Genomic DNA, 21,106 nt, shown 5'->3' with positions numbered 1-21,106 from the left:
GATCAAAGCCGCGGCGCCAGACCGTGGCATCATCATCGGGAGGGTCGGCATGCGGAGGACGATGCTTGGCTTGGCGGTCGCGGTGAGCGCTGTGCTCACGGCCTTGCCCGCTATGGCACAGGTGCAGGAGCGGACGATCCGCTGGGGGCACCTCAACAATACGGATCACCCCGTCAGTCTCGGCGTGCAGAAATTCGCCGAGGTGCTCGCCGCCAAGAGCGGCGGCAAGCTGAAGGTCCGCGAGTTTCCGGCGTCCCAGCTCGGAAACGAAATGCAGCAGCAGTCGGCGGTTCGCGGCGGCACCCAGGAGGTGTTCTCGGCCTCGACGACGTCGCTCGCGGGCGTCGTCAAGGATCTCGGCCTGTTCGACTTCCCCTTCATCGTCGCCAGCTTCGACCAGGCAACCGCGCTCGCCGATGGCGCGTTCGGCAGGGCGATGATGGAGCTCCTGCCAGAGAAGGATCTCATTCCGCTCGGCTATTGGGGCCTGGGATTCCGCAACGTCACCAACAGCAGGGGCCCGGTGGCCAAGGTCGAGGATCTCGCCGGCCTGAAGCTGCGCGTGATCCCCAATCCGGTCTATCTGGAGACCTTCAAGGCGTTCAAGGCCAACCCGGTGCCGATGGCGTTCGGCGAGCTCTATACCGCGCTCGAGAACAAGACGGTCGACGGCCAGGAAAATCCCTACAGCGTCATCCTGTCGAACAAGTTCTACGAGGTCCAGAAATACGTCTCGGCGACGAACCACACCTTCACCCAGAACATCATCATCGTCAGCAAGAAGTTCTGGGACAAGCTCTCGCCCGAGGAGCAGAAGATGTTCCGCGATACCTACGCCGAAACGCTGCAGTACCAGCGCGACCAGACCCGGCGCGCCGCCGATCAGGCGCTTGCCGAACTGCAGGCCAAGGGCATGCAGTTCAACGACATTGCGCCCGCGGAATACGCCCGGATGCAGGAGGCCGTGAAGCCGGTCATCGACAAGTTCTCCGCCGAATACGATCCCGAGAAGGTCAAGCTCTTCAACGCCGAGCTCGCGCGCCTCCGCAGCACGGTCAAGTAACGGGCCCCGGATGGCGAAGATCCTCGACGTCTATTGCGAGGTCCTGAAGGCGGCGATCGCCCTTTGCCTCGCCGCCATGGTCGTGCTGGTGTTCAGCAATGTCGTGCTCCGCTACGTCTTCAACTCCGGCATCGCGGTGTCCGAGGAGCTGTCGCGCTGGCTGCTGGTCTGGCTGACCTTCCTCGGGGCGATCATTGCCTTGCGCCGGCACGCCCATCTCGGCGTCGATACGCTGGTGCGCGCGCTGCCGCCCCGCGGCAGGTTCGCCTGCTTCGTCGCCAGCTATTCATTGATGCTCTATGCCGACTGGCTGCTGACGCTCGGGAGCTGGAAGCAGGCCGTCCTGACCTTCGGTGATGCGGCGCCGGCGTCGGGGATCTCGGTCGGTCTGTTCTTCTACTCGTCCGGCCTCGTCTTCGGCGTCTCGGCAGCGATCATCCTCGCCTACGATCTCTTTCGCGTCATGACCGGCGCGGCGAGCGGCGAAGACCTCATCGCGGTCAAGGAAAGCGACGAGCACGCTTGAGCGCCATGGCAGCCGTCCGATAGCAGCATGACCATCGCCGTCTTCACATTCTCCCTCCTCGGCGCCATGGCGCTCGGCATGCCGATCGCGTTCGCGCTGATCGTCTGCGGCGTCGCGCTGATGCACTATCTCGACATCTTCGACTCGCAGATCGTCGCGCAGAACATCATCAACGGAGCCGACAGCTTCCCGCTGATGGCGGTTCCGTTCTTCATGCTGGCCGGCGAGATCATGAACAAGGGCGGCCTCGCCAAGCGCATCGTAGACATCGCGCTGGCGCTCGTCGGCCATGTGCGCGGCGGGCTGGGCTACGTGACGATCCTGGCATCATGCGCCCTGGCCTCGCTGTCCGGATCAGCCGCCGCGGATGCTGCCGCGCTCGCGGCCCTGCTGGTCCCGATGATGGTCGCCGCGGGCCACAAGAAGATGTATGCGGCGGGGCTGGTCGCGGCGGGAGGGATCATCGCTCCCGTCATTCCTCCGAGCATCGGCTTTGTCCTGTTCGGGGTTGCCGGCGGCGTCTCGATCTCGAAGCTGTTCCTGGCCGGCATCGTCCCCGGCCTGCTTCTGGGCGTCGGGCTTTGCTTCGCCTGGTGGTGGGTGGCTCGCGACGAGAACATCGAAAGCCCGCCGCGGAAGTCGTTAACCGAGATCGGCCGGGCGGTGGTCGACGGGTTCTGGGCGTTGATGCTTCCGGTCATCATCGTCGTCGGCCTGCGGTTCGGGATCTTCACGCCGACGGAGGCGGCCGTGGTCGTCGCCGTCTATGCGCTGTTCGTCGCGACCTGCATCTATCGCGAGCTGAAGCTGTCGCAGCTCTACGAGGTGGTGGTCTCGGCGGCGCTCAGCACCAGCATCGTGATGTTCCTGGTCGCCGCCGCCCTGGTCTCGTCATGGCTGATCACGGTTGCCGAAATCGCGACCCAGGTCGTGGATCTGGTGCGCCCGTTCATGGGCAGCCAGACCTTGCTGATGTTCGCGATCATGATCCTGGTCGTCATCGTCGGCACGGCGCTCGACATGGCGCCGACCATCCTGATCCTGACGCCGATCCTGATGCCCGTCGTCAAGCAGGCTGGCATCGACCCGGTCTATTTCGGCGTCCTCTTCATCATCAACAATGCCATCGGGCTGATCACGCCGCCCGTCGGGATCGTCCTGAACGTCGTGTGCGGCGTCTCGCGGATCAGCATGGAGGACGTCATCAAGGGCGTCTGGCCCTTCATGATCGCGCAGCTCGTCGTGCTGTTCCTGATGGTACTGTTCCCGCAGCTTGTGACAGGGCCGGCCAAATGGTTCGGCGGGTAATCATCCCTGGAGAAGGAGTAGCGTGATGACCACGAGGATCATGGTCCTGAACGGCCCCAATCTCAATTTTCTCGGCATCCGCGAGCCGCATATCTACGGCTCGACGACGCTTGGCGAAATCGAGACGAGCTGCGAAGAGGTGGCAAGACTGCTGGACGTTACGCTCTCGTTCCACCAATCGAACATCGAGGGGGAGCTCGTCGGCTTGATCCAGTCGGCGCGCGGCAATGCGGACGCGATCATCATGAACCCGGCGGCGTTCTCGTTCACGTCGATTGCCCTGATCGACGCCCTGAAGATTTTCGATGGTCCGAAAATCGAAGTCCACATCTCGAACATCCATGCCAGGGACGAGCTGCATCGGCACTCGATCACGTCGAGCGCCTCGACCGCCGTGATATGCGGGCTTGGTCCTTACGGCTATATCGCCGCCATTCTGGCCGCGGTCCAGCGGCTCGGTCGCGTGCCCGGCGCCGTTCCCGCGGGCTTGCGAGGCCTCACCCCGCCGGTCGCAACGTGAATCCGGGGAGAGCAGGATGCGAGGCGCAGGATAGCTGGCGATCTGGAGCGACATCGAACCCGCTGATCTGACCGACTAGCGGCACTGGCTGACGCGCGAGCACACCACCGAAAGAGTGACGACCGGATGCAATATCGGGCCAGCCCTTGTGTTCGGCTTTCGCGCCGCCAACCGCATCGCTAAAGCATCATGATGGCTCTTCATGTGCAATCGACCAACTTAGTTCGGGGGCGCGCGGAGATGCGAAGGCGGGCATCCGACATGACGCGCGAAAGCGACGCTGAAGCCGCTCGCAGATTGATAGCCGCAGGCAAAGGCAATCTCTGAAATCGAGACCCCCTGTCTAATCATTTCCTTAGCCAGCGCCATCCGCCACGTCAGCAGGTACTGCATCGGCGGTATCCCGACTATCTCGCAGAAGCGCTGCGCAAATACCGATCGGGATGCGCCGGCGGCCTTCGCCAGCGTCGCGACCGACCAATCGCGGGACGGATCTTGGTGCAAGGCCTGCAGGCAGGCGGCGATCTGCGGATCGGCAAGACCCGCGATCAGCCCTGTATTCAGGTCTGCCCGCTCCTCGCCCTGATAACGCATGACCTCGATCAAAAGGATTTCGAGCAGACGCTCGATAACCAGCGCGCAGCCTGGTCGGCCCTCCCAGGCTTCCGCTCCCAACATCTTCAGAATTGATGCTACGCGTGTTGCTCCAGAGGTGGCGAAACCAATCTCGACCACGGAAGGAAGTATCTCCTTCAACAGTCCCAAATGCGTGCGATCAAACGAGAAGCGCCCGCCAAGCAGCTTGAACGTCGGAGCCGAACTCGATGTGTCGGTGACGATTGATCTGGCGGACGGGTTGGTTTGAGGAGGCTGAAACCTGATCGGCTCGGTCTCCTCGCTGTCGCCCATCATCCATTCTTCGGGCTCGGTCATCAGCAGGAAGTCACCCGTGACCATCGTGCGTGTCGGCCGACCGGGAAGCTGGAGCCGTGCGCTGCCCTCGGTAACGAGAACAAAAATCGTATCTTGAAGAGAAGGATAGCGGATGGCCCAAGGGCCTCGCGTGTCCAACTGCTTCCAGAGCAGGGCGCGTGGCTTGAGGAGGCGTACGACCTGGGTCAGAGGATCGGAAATAGGACGATCTCTAAAGAATTGCGGACGCCCCAATATAGAACATCCTGGAAGCTGCCGCTAGGGTCGTCAAATCAGAGTTACCCGAGACGAGTGAGGTCGATGAAGAGCGTCGCTGGCGGCTTCGAGGTGCAATGGATCGACGTCCATGCGCATTTCATGATCCCGCACACCGAGGATGAGCTCAAGCGAAGCGCTACAGCGCGTTGCGAACGATGCTTTCTGGCTCCCGAGCTGTACCAATGGACGGCGGACGCCGCTATCGCGCACATGGATGCCAACGGCATCGCTATGCAGATGCTGAGCAACATCCCGAAGTCCCTCAAGGCCCTTCAACGATCGAACGAACATGGTGCATCGATCGTCGCGCGTTACCCGTCCCGCTTTGGTCTCCTGCTTGCCTTGCCTACCGACGATGCAGATGCCTGTCTGACGGAAATCGGTCGCACGAATGAACTGAAGGCCGACGGCTATGCGGCAACTTGCTGCTACAACGACGTATACTTGAGTGATCCTCGTCTGGAACCGGTTTGGGAGGAGCTGCAGAGGCGCGAAGCCACCGTCTTCGTGCACCCAGATGCCTACGCCGAGCCTTCGATGGGACGTCCGACTGCTCTGCTGGAAGTGGCGTTCGAGACCACGCGAACGGTCGTGGACATGCTGTACGCCGGCATCTTTCGTCGTTACCCGAAGATCAAATTCGTCATCGCTCATTGCGGTGCCGCTTTGCCCGCGCTGGCCGGACGTCTACTGCTGCTCGGAACGGAAAGCTGGGTACCGAATCCGCAAGGGATTACCAAAGCTGAGATGAAGGCCCAACTGGCTGCACTCTATCTCGACACCGCAGCGACGGGTTCGGCGAACAGCCTGGCGCCCGCGCTCGCGATGACGACCGCCGACCACCTCATCTACGGCTCCGACTGCGGCGTGCTCTGTTCGAGCGAGGCGACCATGCAGGAAAATCTTCAGTCCCTGAGGGAATTTCCGGGTTTGACCAAACGCGAAATCGATCACATCGGTCGTGCTGCGCTGAAGTTGTTTCCGTCGATCGCGCGGCGCCTTCAACCGGTCTGCGAAGCGGTGGAATAGACCGAGCTCCTCGTCGTGGAATCCAATTCACCTCCTGCCGGAATTTTGCCAGACATGAGCCTGAAGCCGACCTACGAGGAATTCGACCAGCTGGCGTCCGAACTCGGCCTTTCGCTGCGTGCGGACGAGCGCGAGACCTTTTACGGCATGCTTTCCAGCAATCTCGAAGTGCTGAATCTGTTCGACGATGAGCCCGCGGAAATTGGCGTGTCGCCGCAATATCCCCGCTCTCCCGGCCATAGGCCGGATGACAGCGAAGATCCTCATCATGCCTGGTACGTAAAGTCGGAGATCAGGGGCGCAGCCACAGGGCTGCTCTCGGGCCGAACTGTCGCGTTGAAGGACAATATTTGCCTGGCCGGCGTTCCCATGATGAACGGCTCGTCGACCCTCGAAGGGTATGTGCCCGATTGCGACGCCACGGTAGTGACCAGAGTCCTTGATGCTGGCGGTACCATTCTTGGCAAAGCCAATTGCGAGTTCTTCTGCTTTTCGGCCTGCAGTCACACCAATGCGACCGGACCGACGCACAACCCCCACCGGCGGGGCTATAGCGCAGGAGGCTCTTCGTCGGGATGTGCCGCCGCAATCGCCGGTGGCGAAGCCGACCTTGCAATCGGCTGCGACCAGGGAGGTTCGATCCGCGCACCCGCGTCCTTCTGCGGAATCGTCGGCATGAAACCGACCCATGGTCTCGTGCCATATACGGGCATCATGCCGATCGAGCCGACGCTCGATCACGTCGGCCCGATGACGCGCAACGTCGCCGATAATGCGCTGCTGCTGCAAGTGCTCCAAGGCCCGGACGGGCTCGATCCGCGCCAATGTGCCGGTACGTCGGACGACTATCTCGCCGCCCCTTCTGCCCGCGTGGAGGGGATGAGAATCGCACTCGTTCGCGAAGGCTTTGGTCTACTCGTCTCGGAGCCCGACGTCGACGCCGCCGTCCTCGCGGCGAGCGACGCCTTCAGCCGACAAGGCGCAGTCGTCGAGGAGGTCTCGATCCCGATGCATGCGACCGGCCGGACGATCTGGCGGGCGATAGCTGGCGAGGGCGGCACGAACACTCTCATGAAGGGCAATGCGTTCGGCACCGGTTGGCGCGGATTGTACGTGACAAGCCTGCTCCAGGCCCACTCGCATTGGCGTGAACGTGCAGACGAACTGCCGCCATCGCTGAAGCTGTCCATGCTGACAGGGCACCATCTTTCACGCAAGTACGGCGGCCTCTATTACGCGCGCGCTCAAAATCTGAATCGAAGACTTCGGTCCGCCTACGACGAGGTGCTTTGCAAGTACGACCTTCTATTGATGCCGACGACTCCGATGAAAGCCGGCCCCATTCCTGCGGCAGATACGCCTCTTTCGGAATTGATCCGTTTGTCCGGGGTGCCGCTTGCCAACACGATGCAGTTCAACTGCTCGGGCCATCCGGCCCTATCGGTGCCGTGCGGGGAAAGCGATGGCCTGCCGATCGGCATGATGCTGGTTGGCAGGCACTTTCAGGAATCCTCGATCTACAGAGCCGCGGCCGCATTCGAGGCCTGTCGCTGATCTCTCGGGGCAAATCGGCATTTGAAGGGGGTGTTTTCAATATGGCGTCACCAAACATCGCGCGTCGAGCTGCGCTTGCCAGTCTGATCGGGACATGCATCGAACTCTACGATTTCTATATCTATGCGACCGCAGCGGCGATCGCGTTCAACACGCTGTTCTTTCCCACCTACGATCCGGTCGTGGGTACGCTGCTGTCTTTCGCAACGTTCGCGATCGGCGCCATCATGCGGCCCCTCGGTGGAATGGTTTGCGGCCACTTCGGCGATCGCATCGGCCGGAAGTCGATGCTCGTCTTTACGCTGATGACAATGGGTGTCTCGACCTTCCTGATCGGTTTGCTTCCTACCTACAGTCAAGTCGGCATTCTCGCACCCATTATGCTGGTGATCCTACGCACGGTGCAGGGCTTCGCCTTTGGCGGTGAATGGGGCGGGGCGGTTCTGATGTCCGTGGAGCATGCGCCGGCTGCGCGGCGGGGCTTCTACGGTTCGTTCACGCAGATGGGATCGCCGATCGCGTTGTTCTTGTCCACCGGAACGTTTTCGTCGTTGTCGACCCTTCCTCAAGACAGTTTTCTAAGCTGGGGCTGGCGCATCCCGTTTCTTGCCAGTGCGCTTCTTGTGATCGTCGGCATGATCATGCGGATCGGGTTGGTCGAGTCGCCTGAATTTGCCGCCTTGGCGGAGAACAACGAGCTCGCGAAGCAACCGGTTTCCGAGGTCTTTCGCGACAATTGGCGCGCGATCCTGATCGGCACCGGAGTCGTGCTGAGCACCGTCGTGGCATTCTACGTGCAGACGCTGTTCGTCGTATCATACGCGGTGCAGTCAGTCGGCATTCCCCGGCAGACAGTACTCAACGCTGTGCTGGTCGGATCCGCTTTCACGCTAATCATCATTCCTATCTTCGCCCTGCTTTCGGATCGCTTCGGGCGTAAGCCGATCGCTCTCTTGGGCGCTCTGATGACGGTCGGTGGCGCATTCCCGTTCTTTGCTCTGGTGCGACTGGGTACCTTCGAAGGCGTCACGGCAGCGGTTTGTATGGCCTTGTTCGGCACGAGCGCGCTCTATGCCGTGCTTCCTGCCTACGTGTCGGAGTTGTTCAGGCCGCGGGTACGATATAGCGGAATTTCGATCAGTTACAATTTTGCCTCGGGCCTGATCGGAGGGTTTAGCCCCGCTATCAGTGCCGCTTTGTTCGCCTGGGCCGGCGCAACATGGCCCATCGCGCTGTATCTGATGGGTATAGGCTGCATCAGCGCTATCTCTCTCTGGGGCGGTCGACGCTTCGTCGCGCAGAAGACAGAAGATGAGCCCGAACTCGCCCTCGCACCCCAGATGCGTCCATGAACCGCAGAGAGTTGCTGATCGCCGGGAGCGCATGCCTCCTGCTTCCACTTTCCGGCCGAGCGGATGGGGCCATTCTGCCCCGAAAACCGGCCACCCCGTCGAATGTGAGGGCAATCGCGATGGAAACTAGCGCAAATAAGCCAAATGCGGACCTGTCGAACTGGAGGCAGTCGCCGCAGAATCACTTTGCTTTCCATCGGCTGCCATCCGAGATCGCGACTGCGCGGATCCCAGCGGGGACGACAAGCGCCACTTTTCCGCGCTCGTCCAAGACCATCGACGCGTTTTCGCTTCGTCTGCCGAACGGATCTGCAATCGACATCGAGAGATTCTTGGCAGCTACGTCCACCGATGCGATGATCGTTCTGAGCGACGGACAACTAGTGTACGAAACTTACCGCAATGGCATGGAGCCGACGTCGCGTCACATCGCAATGTCTGCGTCGAAGGCAATCGTGGGCCTGCTGACCGAAATCCTGGCGGCGGAGGGAGCAATCAAGCTCGATGTGCCGGTCACCAAATATGTTCCGGAGGTCGCCAACTCTCCATATGCCGAGGTAACCGCGCGGGATCTGCTCGACATGCGTGTGGCCATCGTGCTGGACGAGGCGCAAGAGAAGAGCTACGCCCAGTCGGTGGGATGGGAGCCGCCCTCAGATCGTAAGGCGGGCTTCCAGTCCTTCGTAAGCCGGCTTCGTGGCCCGGCATGGCAGCGCGGTGGCGCGTTCCTCTACCATTCGGCAAACACAGATCTGCTCGGATGGGTGCTCGAAAGGGCGACCTCTTGCAAGGTGCAGGATTTGCTCTCCGAAAAGCTATGGATGCCGATCGCGGGCGATGACGCTGCTTTGACCCTTGACTGGGACGGCTTTCCCCGCAGCGCCGGCGGTATCTGCGCCACAGTCCGCGATCTGGCGCGGCTTGGTCAGGCCGTGTCCCTCGATGGTACGTTTGAGAGCCGCCAGGTGTTCTCGAGCCAAATTGCGCCAAGTCTTGCTAGTGATGGTGACCGCCAGGCGTGGAGTTCCGGTCAGTGGGGCGAATCGTTCGCACCGATCAGCCGAAACATGAGTTATCGCAGCGGCTGGTACACCGTCGATGCTCACCCGCAAATTCTGTTTGCAATGGGAGTGCACGGGCAAAATCTGTTCGTAGACCGAAAGAACAAAATTGTGATGGCCAAATTTTCGTCCTGGCCGCAACCTGTCGATGGCCGAATTATGTGGCTGACCCACGCCGCTTACGACGAGATAAGGAAGATGCTGTAGTCGAATGATTGCCAGGGGTTCTGCCCGTGGAGGTGGATGAAGCCGTGAGGAATGCAGCACCCGCTTAGGCCTTTCGTATCTTAGGGATGGCTTAGGCGAGGCTCAGAGCGACGAATAGAGGCATTTCTGGTGCGCCAAGCAACAGGCTGTGGGATAAAATGCAGTTGAGCCACTGATTTACTGGTGGGCCCGGCAGGACTCGAACCTGCAACCAGACCGTTATGAGCGGCCGGCTCTAACCATTGAGCTACAGGCCCCGCCGCGGGACGGCCGCGGATGCGCGGCCGGCAACGGTGCGCGGTTCGTTTACAGGGCCTGAGGCGGGGGTGCAATCCTCAAGCGTTTTCAAAGCGAAGTGGTCCTCGGTTCGCGTCGGGAAAAGGCATCAGGCGCCCGTGTGGTGATCGCAGGGAACGCAGGCGCGCCGAAAACGCTGCGCGTCAGATGATTGCTGAATTCGGAATAATGGCATTTTGCCACTGTTTTGCCCGACGAGTCAAACGGCCCTCACGGCCATCCGGCCGGTGCCCGTCTCGGCACTCCGTAACCCGCTGTGATTGCTCACGTCTTCTACTGTGCATGGGGTTGTTTTCGCACTCTTTGTTTTGAGAGGGCCTGCCGGCCCGCAAACGTCCTGCCGGCGAGCGGCGGACGTCGCGGTGGGCCGCCGGGCTTAGTCCACCGACACCCCCGCGAACTCCACCACCTTCTTCCACTTCTCGGTCTCATCGGTGACCAGCTTGCCGAACTCGGCCGGCGTCATCGGCTTGGGGATACCGCCGTTCTCCGTCAGCCGCGCGATCACCTTCGGGTCCTTCAGCGCTTCGCCGACGGCCTTGTTGAGGATCTCGATCACCTCGCTGGGGGTGCCCTTCGGCGCGGAGATGCCATAGAAGCCGACCGATTCGAAGCCCGGCACGGTCTCGGCGATCGCGGGCACGTCGGGCACGGTCGGCCAGCGCTGCGGCGAGGTCACCCCAAGCGCGCGGACATTGCCGCCACGCGACTGCTCGAGCGCGGAGGGCAGATTGTCGAAGATCAGCTGCACCTTGTTGGAGATGATGTCGGGGAAGGCGATCGCCGAGCCCCGATAGGGCACGTGGATCATGTCGCATTTGGTCATCGCCTTGAACAGCTCCGCCGACATGTGCACCGAGGTGCCGTTGCCGGACGAGGCGAAGGAGATCTTGCCGGGATTGGCCTTGCAATAGTCGATGAACTCCTGGACCGTCTTCGCCGGAAACGCGTTGGAGACCACCAGCATGTTGGTCAGCTGCATGATGCTCGCGACCGGCACGGTGTCGCGCAGGAAGTCGAACGGCAGCTTCTTGTACAGCGAGGTCGAGATCGCGTTGTTGGGTGCGACGAACAGCAGCGTGTAGCCGTCGGCGGGCGAATTGATCGCAGCGGCAGCTGCGATGTTGCCGCCGGAGCCGGTGCGGTTCTCGACGATGAATTGCTGGCCGAGCCGATCCGAGAGCGCCTGCGCCATGATGCGCGCCACGATGTCGACCGGGCCGCCGGCGGCGAAGCCGATCAGCCAGTGCACGGGACGGTCGGGATAGGCGGCGCTGGCGGGCGGGGAGGCGCCGAGAAGACCTGAGAGAACCGCGAGCCCGAAAACACCGTTACGCAAAATTCGCAACATGACGCCTCCCATTGTTCTATTGTCGTTGAGGGGCATGCTTTCACAAAAACGGGCCGCTGCCTACATCGCCGCAAGTCGGTGTTGACGCAGGCCCGCCGGGACTCATCATGAGATTCGCTCTTCTTTTCCTTCTCGGCGCGGTGCTGCTCGCAAGCCCCGCCGCCGCTCAAACCGGAGGCAACGCCATTCCGACCACGACACTCAGCTTGGGCACCGCGACGCCCGGCGGCGGCTTCCCGCTCTATGGCAATGCTTTTGCGGAAGTGATGAATGCGGCCGATCCGGTCATTACGATCGCGCCCCGCAACACCAAAGGCAGCAACGAGAACATCCCGCTCTTGGAGAAAGGCGAGCTCGATCTCGCTTTGGTCGCGGGCGAACCGGCCTATGAGGCTTTTGCCGGCATCGGCCGCGCGCCGGTGCGCTTGAAGATTCTCACGGCGATCTATTCCAACCCCGGCATGTTCGTGGTGCGGGCAGACAGTTCCTACAGGACCATTCGCGATCTCGTCGGACAGCCGGTGGCGTTCGGCGCAAAGGGCTCGGGCCTGCCGATCCTGGCGCGCTACGTGCTCGATGGCCTCGGCCTCAAGCAGGACGAGGATTTCAAGGCAATCTATCTCGACCGCGCCGGCGACGGCCCCGCGATGGTCGAGGACGGCCGCGTAGCCGCCCTCTGGGGCGCCGGCATCGGCTGGCCAGGCTTCGCCGCAGTGGCATCCAGTGCCTCCGGCGCGCGCTTCATCGCGCCGAGCCCTGAAGAGATCGCGCGCATTCGCGCCAGGCATGCGTTCCTGAAACCGCTCACCGTGCCGGCCGGTAGCTACCCGAAGCAGACCGAGCCGATCGCCTCGCTCGGCTCATGGAGCTTTGTCCTCACGCGCGAGGACCTGCCCGACGATGTCGCTTATCGGCTGGCGAAGACGTTGCATGGCGTCGAGGCCACCTTCTGCAAGACGCTCGCGCAGGCCTGCGAGACCACAGCCGCGAACACGGTTGCAGCCGCGCCGAAGGTGGAGCTGATCCATCCGGGCGTGATGACATATTTTCGCGAGATCGGGGTGGTGAAATAGCTCTGTCTTACTTCCTTCTCCCCTTGTGGGAGAAGGTGGCGCGAAGCGGCGGATGAGGGGGCTCTCTCCGGGACTTCAGCTGCGAGAGAGGAGCTCGCAGAGACAACCCCTCACCCGGCTTCGCTTCGCGAATCCACCCTCTCCCACAAGGGGAGAGGGTGCACCGTCATTGCAGCTACATAATTACTTCTTCACCATTGCACACGCCGGGTCCGGCGGACCGAACGCCTTGTCGCCGGAGATCGTCGTGAGGATCTTGTAATAGTCCCAGGGATATTTGCTTTCCTCCGGCGTTTTCACCTGCACCAGCCAGAGGTCGTGCACCATCAGATTGTCCTCGCGCAGTTTGCCGTTACGGGCGAAGAAATCCTCGATCGGCTTCTCGCGCATTTTTGCCGCGACCTTGAGCGGGTCGTCTGTGCCGGTCTCCTTGATGGCGTTGAGATAGTGCATCACGCTGGAATAGACGCCGGCCTGCCACATCGACGGCATCTTGTTCATCTTGGCGTAATAGCGCTTCGACCATTCGCGGGTCTTGTCGTCCATGTCCCAGTAGAACGAGGTGGTCAGCAGCAGCCCCTGCGCGGCCTGCAGCCCGAGGCCGTGGATGTCGGTGATCAGCGCCAGCAGCGCCGCCATCTGCTGACCGCCCTTGAACACGCCGAACTCCGAGCCGGTCTTGATCTCGTTCATGTTGTTGGGGGGACCGGCGGCAATGCCGATGATCTTGGCCTTGGAGGCCTGCGCCTGCAGCACGAAGGAGGAGAGATCGGGCGTTGCCAGCGGCGGCCGCACCGAACCCAGCACCTTGCCGCCATTGGCGGTGACGACGCTGGAGGCGTCGCGTTCGAGGGAGTGGCCGAAGGCGTAGTCGTCGGTGATGAAGAACCAGCTGTCGCCGCCGCGCTTGACCACGGCATCCGCGGTGCCGACCGCGAGCGCGCGGGTGTCGAACACCCACTGGATCGCGTAAGGCGAGCAGAACTTGCCATGGAAATCGGCGGTGCCGGTGGAGTGGGTGATGAACAGCCGCTTCTTCTCGTTGGCGATGTTCTGCACCGCGAGCCCGACCGCCGATACCGGCACGTCGACGATCAGGTCGACCTGGTCGACGTCATACCAGCGCCGCGCGATCGCGCCGCCGACATCGGCCTTGAGCTGGTGGTCGCCGATCACGACGCTGATCGGCTTGCCGAGCACGGTGCCGCCGAAATCGTCGATCGCCATCTGCGCCGCGGTCACCGAGCCCTGGCCGGTCGGCGCGGAGGCCGGGCCGTTCATGTCGGTGAGCACGCCGATCTTGACGACGTCGTCGGACACCTGCGCCATGGCGGCGCCCGGCAGCAACGTCGCAGCCGAGAACATCGCTACAAAGACGGCCGCGACCGGCAGTCCAAATCTCGCTGGATACACGCTTGTCCTCCCCTGATCCGGCGCGTTGGCCGGTGTTGCCTTTGCCGGGTATGGCCCGGCTGAATTGGTTTCTTTTGCAACTATTCAGGGGTGGGCGTCAATGTCAGGCCGCGAAGCGGATCTGTCCCGCAGGCGAGGGATCGTAGCCGGTCAGCTCCTCGGCGCGCTGGCGCAGCCGTCTTTCGCTGAGAAACCGGATCAGGGCCTGCATGGCGGGGCGGAAATAGCTGCGCTGCCGCATCGCAAGGTCGAAATTCTCCCAGACCAGCGGCACGAAATCGAGGCCGGCCGAGCGGGCCGCCGCGCGCGTCGCGATCCCGCAATCGGCTTGCCCGGCGCGGACCATTTCCGCGAGATCCGGCCCGGTGAGGGCCGGCGTCTCCACCCGGCGCAAGTCGCGCGCCGTGGCGTCCACGCGCTTCAGGAGCGCGTCGAGCAGCATCTGCGCGCCCGTGCCCTGTTGTCGCATCGCCATCCGGGCGCCGAGCGCGAGCACGTCGGCGAGGCTGCGCAGCCGTTTCGGATTGCCCGGCGGCAGCACGAGGCCCTGCTCGCGGCGCACGAACGCCACCAGCAGCGCGTCATGCAGGTCCGGAGCGTTTTGCAGCGCCGTCACACTGGCGTCGGAGGCAAGATTGCCGGTGGCGTCCAGGCTGTGGAAGTGCACGGCCACGGCCATCACCTCGTCGCGCTGCAGCCGTTCGAGCCCGCGCGCGCTGCCCTCGCTCATCGATCCAAGGCCGGAGCCGGATTCGCGCAGGCTCCAGTCCAGCAACTCGTCCTGGCTGCCCCCCATGACCGGTGGCGGCTCGGTGGTCAGCATGCCCGCCGGGCGTGCGAGGCCCGACAAGACCCAGAGGTCGAGCTCGTGCCGAGGAAAGAGCCACTTACCGGTCACCTTGCTGCAGGGGATCGCACCGGTGGTGACGAGTTCGTAGAGCTTGCGTTCGCCAAGTCGGAGATAGTCAGCGGCTTCACTGGTCGTCAGGAATTCCATCCTGCATTCCTATGCAAATTCTTGCTTCTTTTTGGACGTTCGTCGCAGGTGGAATTCTGCAGTTCATTTTCTGTCCGCGGGAACCATGCCCGAACATCTCGTTGCTTTGCAACACATCCGCGCGCGCGATTTCTGCTTTGGTGAACGATCCTGAATTGCCCGAATGGTAGGGGCCTTACGGCTGTCGCGAACGCGATCGCAACGGTGCTTAGCAATCGCCCTGCCGCGTCGAGCGTTGCCGAAATTTCCCGAACGGCAGCGCGACGGCGTCACGAGTGCGGCGCAATCGATCATCATGATCGTGTCACATCGAAGGGAACCAGCTCATGGCCACTCGCCGCCTGTCCGTCGCATTCGCGCTTCTCTGCGGCCTTGCTCTGGGTGTTGCGGCCTCCTCCGCGGAGGATCGTGCGATCGTGCTGGCCACGACGACGTCGACGCAGGAGTCCGGCCTGCTCGATCATCTGCTGCCGATCTTCCGTGACCAGACCGGCATCGACGTGAGGGTGATCGCGCGCCGTGCCGACGAGGTGCTCGACGGCGCGCGAAAGGGCGAGGCGGACGTCGTGCTGACGCATGCGCGCCCGCAGGAGGAAAAATTCGTCGCTGATGGTTTTGCCGTGAGACGCTTCGACGTGATGTACAGCGACTATGTGCTGATCGGGCCGAAGAGCGATCCCGCCGGCGTCAAGGGCAAGGACATCGCGACCGCGCTCAAGGCGATCGAGGCCAAGGGTGCGCCGTTCGTGACGCGCGGCGATCGCTCCGGCACCCACGCTGCGGAGCTTGCGCTCTGGATCGTCGCCGGCATCGACATCGCCGCCGCCAAGGGCGCTTGGTATCGCGAGGCCAAGCAGGGCATGGGCGCGGCGCTCGAGGCTGCGCGCACGGCAAACGCCTATGTGCTGTCGGACCGCGGCAGCTGGATCGGCTTCAGGGATCGCGGTGATCTCGATGTCGTCGTCGAGGGCGACAAGCGGCTGCTCAACCAATACGGCGTGATGCTGATGAACCCCGAGAAGTTTCCGAACGTGAAGAAGGAGCTGGGGCAAACCTTCGTCGACTGGCTGATCTCGCCGGAGGGGCAGGCTGCGATCGCTGCCTACAAGATTGACGGCCAGCAGCTGTTCTTTCCCAATGCGGAGAAGCCGGGCGGCTGACGTTCGCATCTGCAGCGGTTGCCAAACCGAGCGATGCATGATCCACCATGGCGCATGACCCAGCGCCTGCCGCCATCATTGACGCCGCTCGACACCGCACTCGCCGCGTTGCTGCGAGGCGTTGATCCGGTCGCGCCAGTCACCTTGCCGCTGTCCGAGGCCATTGGCTGCGTCGCGGCGGGCGTGCCTCAGGTGGCGGCCTATCCGCCTCATGACATGGCTACCGCGGACGGCTGGGCGCTGCGCGCCAACGATCTCGTCGGCGCGTCCGCCTATGCGCCGCTGCCTTTGCCAACGGCCCCGGTCTGGGTCGATGCCGGCGATGCGATGCCGCAGGGATGCGATTGTGTGCTCGATGCCGACGCCGTGGAGGTATCGGGGCCGCTTGTGCAGGTGCTGGCGGAGAGCGTGCCGGGGCAGGGCATCCGGCGCGCCGGAAGCGATATTGCGGCTGGTACGACGGCCGGCGTGGAGGGTCGGCCGGTCGGTCCGGCCGACCTGCTGCTCGCGGGCGTCGTGGCGGTGGACCGGCTCGGCGTGCGGCGACCGCGGCTTCGTGTCGTCAACGTGCCGGGCGCGGCGACGACGGCGAATATGATCGCCAGTCTCGCCCGTGCAGCGGGGCTTGATGTGCAGGCACTCGTAGCTGCCGCGCGCGATGAAGCGTCGATTGCCGATGTGCTTGACGCGTCCGCTTGCGACCTGCTGCTGACGATTGGCGGCAGCGGCCTCGGTCGCCAGGACGCCGCGGTGACGGCCTTGGCCGGGCGGGGCGAGGTGCTTGCTCATGGCATCGCGCTTCAGCCCGGCCGCACCGCCGCGGTCGGACGGCTCGGCAAGGTTCCCGTCGTTGCCTTGCCCGGCTCGCCGGATCATGCGCTTGCGGTGTGGCTGGCGCTGGTGCTTCCGCTCATCGACCGTCTGACGGCTCGGCAGCCGCGCCGGCAAATGACGCTGCCGCTCGTACAAAAAATTGCATCCACCGTCGGCGTCGCGGAAATCGCGCTGCTCGCCGAGGAACATCGCGGCTGGATGCCGCTTGCCCTCGGCGAATGGCCGCTCCAGGCCATTGCCCGCGCCGATGCATGGCTGCTCATTCCCGGCAGCCATGAGGGATTTGCGGCGGGCGCGCCCGTCGATGCCTATCTGATGCGCGCGTGATATGGGTTCTGGCATGACGATGAACCCGCAATCGAAAGGCCGCAGCGCGCTCGAGCAGGAGCAGTTCCTCAAGATCCTCTCGCGCGAGGAGGCGATGGCGCGCTTCGAGGCGGCCCTGTTCCCGCGTGCGCTTCCGAGCGAGGTGCGCGAACTTGCTGCCGCGCTCGGTGCGGCGCTTGCCGCAGACATCATTGCGCCGATCGACGTGCCGCCGTTCGATCGTTCCAATGTCGATGGCTTTGCCGTCCGCTCGGCGGATCTCGCGGCGGCCGGCGAAGGCGCACCGAGGCACCTTGTGTTGAATGCCGAGACCGTTCACTGCGGCACCGCGCCGAGGATGCAGGTCGCCCCGGGCACCGCTACGCCGATCGCCACGGGCGGCCCGCTGCCCCGCGGCGCCGATGCCGTCGTCATGGTCGAGCATACCCAGCCGGCGGGCCTCGATGCGATCGACGTCCGCCGTGCAGTCTCGCCCGGGCAGTACGTGTCTTATGCGGGCTCCGACATTGCGCGCGGCGAGGCCCTGCTGCGCGCCGGCACCATCATCGGATCGCGCGAGATCGGCATGCTGGCGGCCTGCGGCATCGCGCAGGTAACTGTCGCGCGAAAACCGCGCGTCGCGGTCATCTCCACCGGCGACGAGCTGGTCCAGCCCGGCAAGGCGCTCGCGCCCGCGGAGATCTATGACACCAACGGCGCGATCGTCGCGGCAGCCGTCGACGAGAACGGCGGCGAGGCGATCTTTCTCGGCGCCATTCCCGACGATGAGGCCAGGCTCGAAGCCGCCATGCGCCGCGCGCTCGCTGATGCCGACATGCTGGTGCTCTCGGGCGGCACCTCGAAAGGCGCGGGCGATCTGTCTCATCGCATCATCGGCCGGCTCGGCCAGCCCGGCATCATCGCGCATGGCGTCGCGCTCAAGCCCGGCAAGCCGCTGTGCCTCGCGGTCTGCGACGGCAAGCCAGTGGTGATCCTGCCGGGCTTTCCGACCTCGGCGATGTTCACCTTCCACGACATGATCGTGCCGGTGCTGCGCCAGATGGCCGGCCTGCCGCCGCGGTCCGATGCTAAGGTCAGCGCCACCGTGCCGGTGCGCATCGCCTCCGAGCTCGGCCGCAGCGAATTCGTCATGGTCTCTCTGGTGGAGGGCAAGGGCGGCCTGATCGCTTACCCCACCGGCAAAGGCTCTGGCGCGATCACGTCCTTCGCGCAGGCCGACGGCTTCCTGCGCATCGACGCGCTAGCCGACCAGATGCCCGCGGGTACCGAGACCGAGGTGACGCTGTTCACGCCGCATGTGCGGGTGCCCGATCTCGTCATCGTCGGCAGCCATTGCACCGGGCTCGATCTCGTCACCGCGCAGCTCGCGCATGCCGGCCTGACCGTGCGCTCGATCGCGGTCGGCAGCCTTGGCGGCCTTGCGGCGGCCAAGCGCGGCGAATGCGATCTCGCGCCGATCCATCTGTTCGACGGCAAGAGCGAGACCTACAATACCCCCTATCTCGTCGAGGGGCTCGAGCTCGTCCCCGGCTGGCGGCGGATGCAGGGCATCGTCTTCCGCAAGGGCGATACGCGCTTCGAGGGCCTGAGCGCGAAGGACGCGGTGGCCGCAGCGCTCACTGACCCCGCTTGCATCATGGTCAACCGCAATCAGGGCGCCGGCACGCGCATCCTGATCGACCGGCTGCTCGGCGGTGCACGCCCGGAAGGCTACTGGAACCAGCCGCGTTCGCACAACGCTGTCGCTGCGGCCGTCGCGCAGCATCGCGCCGATTGGGGCATGACCATTGCGCCGGTCGCCCATGCGGCCGGGCTCGGTTTCATTCCGCTCGCGGAAGAGCATTATGATTTTGCCTTGGTGACGGCGCGCAAAGACCGTCCGGCGGTGCAGGCCTTTCTGGATGCACTGGGCTCGGACGAGGCGCGTGCGGCACTGAAGCAAGCGGGCTTCCGGCCGGCCTAAAGCGCGTAACGCGCTTTAGATTCTTGTTTGAGCATGATCTGTTCGGAAAACCGCTTCACACTTTTCCGGATCATGCTCTGGTGCGACGACGCGGCATGCAAGCCGCGCGCGACAGGGTGGGGACGCGATGGCAAGGCCGCTTTCGGTTGCGATCATCGGTGCCGGAATGGGGGGGCTTGCGACTGCCGCGGCGCTGAGACGCGTCGGTGTCGACGTCATGGTCTACGAGCAGGCCTCCCAATTCGCCCGCATCGGTGCCGGCATCCAGATCGGCTGCAATGCCATGAAGGTGTTGCGCGCGTTGGGGCTGGAGGCGCGGATGCGCAGTCAGTCGTTCTATCCGCGGTCCTGGAACAACCGGGACTGGAAGAGCGGCGACATCAAGTTCGACATGATTTTTGGCGAGAGCGCCGAGGAGAAATTTGGTGCGCCCTATCTGCTCGCCCACCGCGGCGATCTGCATGCGGCGCTGGCGGGCGTCGTGCCGGGCGAATTCGTGAAGCTCAATCACAAGCTCGTCGGCCTGGATGACACTGGCGATGGCGTTCGGCTGACCTTTGCCGATGGAACCAGCGCCGTTGCCGATGCGGTGATCGGCGCGGACGGCGTGCATTCGACCGTGCGCGACATCCTGTTCGACACCGCGCCGGCCAGGTTCACCGGCCGCATCGCCTACCGCACCACATATCCGGCCGCTCTGCTCGGCGGGGAGAAGATCGACGACTGCGCGAAGTGGTGGGGCGAAGACCGCCATATCGTGATCTACTATGTCAAGCCGGATCGCAGTGAGGTCTATCTCGTCACCAGCCAGCCCGAGCCGGATTTCCGCATCGAGTCATGGTCGGCGAAGGGCGATGTGCGCGATCTGCGTGCCTCCTTCGAAGGCTTTCACCCGCAGGTCGGGCAGGTGCTCGCGGCGTGCCCCGACGTGCACAAATGGGCGATCATGGACCGCAAGGCGCTCGATCGCTGGGCCGACGGCAAGGTGACGCTGCTCGGGGATGCCTGCCATCCCATGACGCCCTACATGGCGCAGGGCGCGGCCATGGCGATCGAGGATGCCGCTGTGCTGTCACGCTGCCTCGACGGTGTCGATCGCGACGGCGTTGCCGACGGATTCCGCCGCTTCGAGGCGACGCGGAAAGGGCGGACCACGCGGGTGCAGGAGACCTCGCGCGCCAATATCTGGCTGAAGGAGCGAACCGATACGAGCTGGGTCTACGGCTACGATGCCTGGTCGGTACCACTGGCGGCTTGAGCTGCGCGCCCTCTTGCGCGTTCCCGTTCCTCGGCCTCGGCGAGCGCGCGCTGGGCGGCGGGCGGCATTGGTTTCGGATCAGGAGGGACCTCGATAATCTTGTCGCTGCCGGTGGCCTGATGGCTCAGCCGCTTCGTCCGATCGATCGCTACCGAAACGTCAAACACGAAGTCCACGACTGCGAAGATGGCATTCAGAAGAGAATCGGCCATGGCTCATCCGGGGGCACGTCCAGATTAGTAGTCGCGGCCGGCGTCGCCCCGGTTCGATGCCCATGAACGCCAACCGCCGCCGCCGCGACCAAGGGGGATGAGCCAGGACACGACCGCATCAGCAGCCCTGAACTTCCGCAAGATCGCCGCGTTCGTCGCGGCTGCCGGGACGCTTTTCTGGCTCTATACCTTCTATTTCATCGCCCATGTCCCACCGGGCGACGGCAGCGGCTTTCAATGGCTTGCGGTATTCCCGCTCGGTATGGTTTTCGGCTTGTTCTTCCTGCCGGCCTGGCTGCTGGTCGCCATCGGGCGCCTCCCGCGACTGACCACCGCTGTCGGTCTGTGCGGCCTGATCGCCTTCGCGATTATCTGGGCGCAGCTCCTCAACGAGTTTCCGAAATCGTAAG

19 protein-coding genes and 1 tRNA gene are annotated in these 21,106 nt (G+C 63.7%); 14 read left to right on the top strand and 6 right to left on the bottom strand.

The window, feature by feature from the left end; genetic code table 11:
• Positions 1-49 precede the first annotated feature (49 nt).
• The 4 genes from A5906_RS37915 to A5906_RS37900 are packed head-to-tail and all read left to right on the top strand — an operon-like array spanning position 50 to position 3,417.
• Entirely contained in the window at positions 50-1,063 is a 1,014-nt protein-coding gene (locus A5906_RS37915) for a TRAP transporter substrate-binding protein (protein WP_080140288.1), read from the top strand.
• Positions 1,064-1,073: 10 nt separating this feature from the next.
• Positions 1,074-1,589: a TRAP transporter small permease gene (locus A5906_RS37910; protein ID WP_080140208.1), complete on the top strand. Its 516-nt coding sequence runs from the start codon at positions 1,074-1,076 to the stop codon at positions 1,587-1,589.
• Positions 1,590-1,616: 27 nt separating this feature from the next.
• A complete protein-coding gene (locus tag A5906_RS37905; RefSeq protein WP_080140207.1) occupies positions 1,617-2,897 on the top strand; it encodes a TRAP transporter large permease subunit in 1,281 nt (426 codons plus the stop codon).
• A gap of 25 nt (positions 2,898-2,922) precedes the next feature.
• A complete protein-coding gene (locus A5906_RS37900; RefSeq protein WP_080140206.1) occupies positions 2,923-3,417 on the top strand; it encodes a type II 3-dehydroquinate dehydratase in 495 nt (164 codons plus the stop codon).
• A gap of 219 nt (positions 3,418-3,636) precedes the next feature.
• Here the strand turns inward: A5906_RS37900 and A5906_RS37895 are convergent, their stop codons facing one another.
• Positions 3,637-4,584: an AraC family transcriptional regulator gene (locus tag A5906_RS37895; protein ID WP_283807755.1), complete on the bottom strand. Its 948-nt coding sequence runs from the start codon at positions 4,582-4,584 to the stop codon at positions 3,637-3,639.
• Between the two features lie 66 nt (positions 4,585-4,650).
• Between A5906_RS37895 and A5906_RS37890 the strand changes: the two genes are divergently transcribed.
• The 4 genes from A5906_RS37890 to A5906_RS37875 are packed head-to-tail and all read left to right on the top strand — an operon-like array spanning position 4,651 to position 9,811.
• Positions 4,651-5,637, top strand: a complete 987-nt coding sequence (locus A5906_RS37890; RefSeq protein ID WP_080140205.1) for an amidohydrolase family protein — start codon at positions 4,651-4,653, stop codon at positions 5,635-5,637.
• A 54-nt stretch (positions 5,638-5,691) separates the two neighbouring features.
• Positions 5,692-7,191, top strand: a complete 1,500-nt coding sequence (locus A5906_RS37885) for an amidase (protein WP_080140204.1) — start codon at positions 5,692-5,694, stop codon at positions 7,189-7,191.
• 41 nt (positions 7,192-7,232) lie between these two features.
• A complete protein-coding gene (locus A5906_RS37880; RefSeq protein WP_080140203.1) occupies positions 7,233-8,543 on the top strand; it encodes an MFS transporter in 1,311 nt (436 codons plus the stop codon).
• A complete protein-coding gene (locus A5906_RS37875) occupies positions 8,540-9,811 on the top strand; it encodes a serine hydrolase domain-containing protein (protein ID WP_245327126.1) in 1,272 nt (423 codons plus the stop codon). Before A5906_RS37880 ends, A5906_RS37875 begins: the two co-directional genes overlap by 4 nt.
• Before the next feature lie 181 nt (positions 9,812-9,992).
• On the opposite strand, the gene A5906_RS37870 is transcribed toward A5906_RS37875, so the two are convergent.
• Together A5906_RS37870 and A5906_RS37865 are read right to left on the bottom strand one after the other, a co-directional pair.
• Positions 9,993-10,068, bottom strand: a tRNA-Ile gene (locus A5906_RS37870).
• Between the two features lie 416 nt (positions 10,069-10,484).
• Positions 10,485-11,459, bottom strand: a complete 975-nt coding sequence (locus A5906_RS37865) for a Bug family tripartite tricarboxylate transporter substrate binding protein (RefSeq protein ID WP_080140285.1) — start codon at positions 11,457-11,459, stop codon at positions 10,485-10,487.
• A gap of 107 nt (positions 11,460-11,566) precedes the next feature.
• Between A5906_RS37865 and A5906_RS37860 the strand changes: the two genes are divergently transcribed.
• Positions 11,567-12,532, top strand: coding sequence for a TAXI family TRAP transporter solute-binding subunit (locus A5906_RS37860; RefSeq protein WP_080140202.1), 966 nt, complete (start codon positions 11,567-11,569; stop codon positions 12,530-12,532).
• A gap of 183 nt (positions 12,533-12,715) precedes the next feature.
• Here A5906_RS37860 and A5906_RS37855 read toward each other — a convergent pair whose 3' ends face one another.
• The gene (locus A5906_RS37855; protein ID WP_080140201.1) at positions 12,716-13,945 is read right to left on the bottom strand and encodes an ABC transporter substrate-binding protein; all 1,230 of its coding nucleotides are present in this window, start codon (positions 13,943-13,945) and stop codon (positions 12,716-12,718) included.
• Positions 13,946-14,048: 103 nt separating this feature from the next.
• A complete protein-coding gene (locus A5906_RS37850; RefSeq protein WP_080140200.1) occupies positions 14,049-14,942 on the bottom strand; it encodes a substrate-binding domain-containing protein in 894 nt (297 codons plus the stop codon).
• A gap of 326 nt (positions 14,943-15,268) precedes the next feature.
• Between A5906_RS37850 and A5906_RS37845 the strand changes: the two genes are divergently transcribed.
• The 4 genes from A5906_RS37845 (at position 15,269) to A5906_RS37830 (ending at position 20,484) form a co-directional block, all read left to right on the top strand.
• On the top strand, positions 15,269-16,102 hold the full coding sequence (locus A5906_RS37845) for an ABC transporter substrate-binding protein (RefSeq protein ID WP_080140199.1): 834 nt from the start codon (positions 15,269-15,271) through the stop codon (positions 16,100-16,102).
• 54 nt (positions 16,103-16,156) lie between these two features.
• Positions 16,157-17,263 carry a molybdopterin-binding protein gene (locus A5906_RS37840; protein WP_080140198.1) on the top strand — a complete coding sequence of 369 codons (1,107 nt, stop codon included), beginning with the start codon at positions 16,157-16,159 and terminating at the stop codon, positions 17,261-17,263.
• A gap of 13 nt (positions 17,264-17,276) precedes the next feature.
• Positions 17,277-19,226 carry a molybdopterin biosynthesis protein gene (locus tag A5906_RS37835; RefSeq protein WP_080140284.1) on the top strand — a complete coding sequence of 650 codons (1,950 nt, stop codon included), beginning with the start codon at positions 17,277-17,279 and terminating at the stop codon, positions 19,224-19,226.
• A 127-nt stretch (positions 19,227-19,353) separates the two neighbouring features.
• Positions 19,354-20,484: an FAD-dependent monooxygenase gene (locus tag A5906_RS37830; RefSeq protein WP_080140197.1), complete on the top strand. Its 1,131-nt coding sequence runs from the start codon at positions 19,354-19,356 to the stop codon at positions 20,482-20,484.
• On the opposite strand, the gene A5906_RS37825 is transcribed toward A5906_RS37830, so the two are convergent.
• The gene (locus tag A5906_RS37825; RefSeq protein WP_080140196.1) at positions 20,451-20,696 is read right to left on the bottom strand and encodes a hypothetical protein; all 246 of its coding nucleotides are present in this window, start codon (positions 20,694-20,696) and stop codon (positions 20,451-20,453) included. The genes A5906_RS37830 and A5906_RS37825 overlap by 34 nt on opposite strands.
• Positions 20,697-20,793: 97 nt before the next feature.
• On the opposite strand from A5906_RS37825, the gene A5906_RS37820 reads away from it, so the two are divergent.
• Complete coding sequence (locus A5906_RS37820) at positions 20,794-21,105, top strand: hypothetical protein (RefSeq protein ID WP_245327125.1); 312 nt, start codon at positions 20,794-20,796, stop codon at positions 21,103-21,105.
• The last annotated feature ends 1 nt before the right edge of the window (position 21,106 follow it).

Origin of the sequence: Bradyrhizobium sacchari, assembly GCF_002068095.1 — a bacterium.
GTDB classification, from domain to species: domain Bacteria; phylum Pseudomonadota; class Alphaproteobacteria; order Rhizobiales; family Xanthobacteraceae; genus Bradyrhizobium; species Bradyrhizobium sacchari.
The sequence above is the reverse complement of the archived record's forward strand: the minus strand, read 5'-3'. Positions and strand labels throughout refer to the sequence as shown.

What these genes read in the sequence shown, in the direction of transcription:
- A5906_RS37915 (WP_080140288.1), top strand. Translation starts at nt 50, where the DNA reads ATGCGGAGGACGATGCTTGGCTTGGCGGTCGCGGTGAGCGCTGTGCTC.
- A5906_RS37910 (WP_080140208.1), top strand. Translation starts at nt 1,074, where the DNA reads ATGGCGAAGATCCTCGACGTCTATTGCGAGGTCCTGAAGGCGGCGATC.
- A5906_RS37905 (WP_080140207.1), top strand. Translation starts at nt 1,617, where the DNA reads ATGACCATCGCCGTCTTCACATTCTCCCTCCTCGGCGCCATGGCGCTC.
- A5906_RS37900 (WP_080140206.1), top strand. Translation starts at nt 2,923, where the DNA reads ATGACCACGAGGATCATGGTCCTGAACGGCCCCAATCTCAATTTTCTC.
- A5906_RS37890 (WP_080140205.1), top strand. Translation starts at nt 4,651, where the DNA reads ATGAAGAGCGTCGCTGGCGGCTTCGAGGTGCAATGGATCGACGTCCAT.
- A5906_RS37885 (WP_080140204.1), top strand. Translation starts at nt 5,692, where the DNA reads ATGAGCCTGAAGCCGACCTACGAGGAATTCGACCAGCTGGCGTCCGAA.
- A5906_RS37880 (WP_080140203.1), top strand. Translation starts at nt 7,233, where the DNA reads ATGGCGTCACCAAACATCGCGCGTCGAGCTGCGCTTGCCAGTCTGATC.
- A5906_RS37875 (WP_245327126.1), top strand. Translation starts at nt 8,540, where the DNA reads ATGAACCGCAGAGAGTTGCTGATCGCCGGGAGCGCATGCCTCCTGCTT.
- A5906_RS37865 (WP_080140285.1), bottom strand. Translation starts at nt 11,459, where the DNA reads ATGTTGCGAATTTTGCGTAACGGTGTTTTCGGGCTCGCGGTTCTCTCA.
- A5906_RS37860 (WP_080140202.1), top strand. Translation starts at nt 11,567, where the DNA reads ATGAGATTCGCTCTTCTTTTCCTTCTCGGCGCGGTGCTGCTCGCAAGC.
- A5906_RS37850 (WP_080140200.1), bottom strand. Translation starts at nt 14,942, where the DNA reads ATGGAATTCCTGACGACCAGTGAAGCCGCTGACTATCTCCGACTTGGC.
- A5906_RS37845 (WP_080140199.1), top strand. Translation starts at nt 15,269, where the DNA reads ATGGCCACTCGCCGCCTGTCCGTCGCATTCGCGCTTCTCTGCGGCCTT.
- A5906_RS37840 (WP_080140198.1), top strand. Translation starts at nt 16,157, where the DNA reads ATGACCCAGCGCCTGCCGCCATCATTGACGCCGCTCGACACCGCACTC.
- A5906_RS37835 (WP_080140284.1), top strand. Translation starts at nt 17,277, where the DNA reads ATGACGATGAACCCGCAATCGAAAGGCCGCAGCGCGCTCGAGCAGGAG.
- A5906_RS37830 (WP_080140197.1), top strand. Translation starts at nt 19,354, where the DNA reads ATGGCAAGGCCGCTTTCGGTTGCGATCATCGGTGCCGGAATGGGGGGG.
- A5906_RS37825 (WP_080140196.1), bottom strand. Translation starts at nt 20,696, where the DNA reads ATGGCCGATTCTCTTCTGAATGCCATCTTCGCAGTCGTGGACTTCGTG.
- A5906_RS37820 (WP_245327125.1), top strand. Translation starts at nt 20,794, where the DNA reads ATGAGCCAGGACACGACCGCATCAGCAGCCCTGAACTTCCGCAAGATC.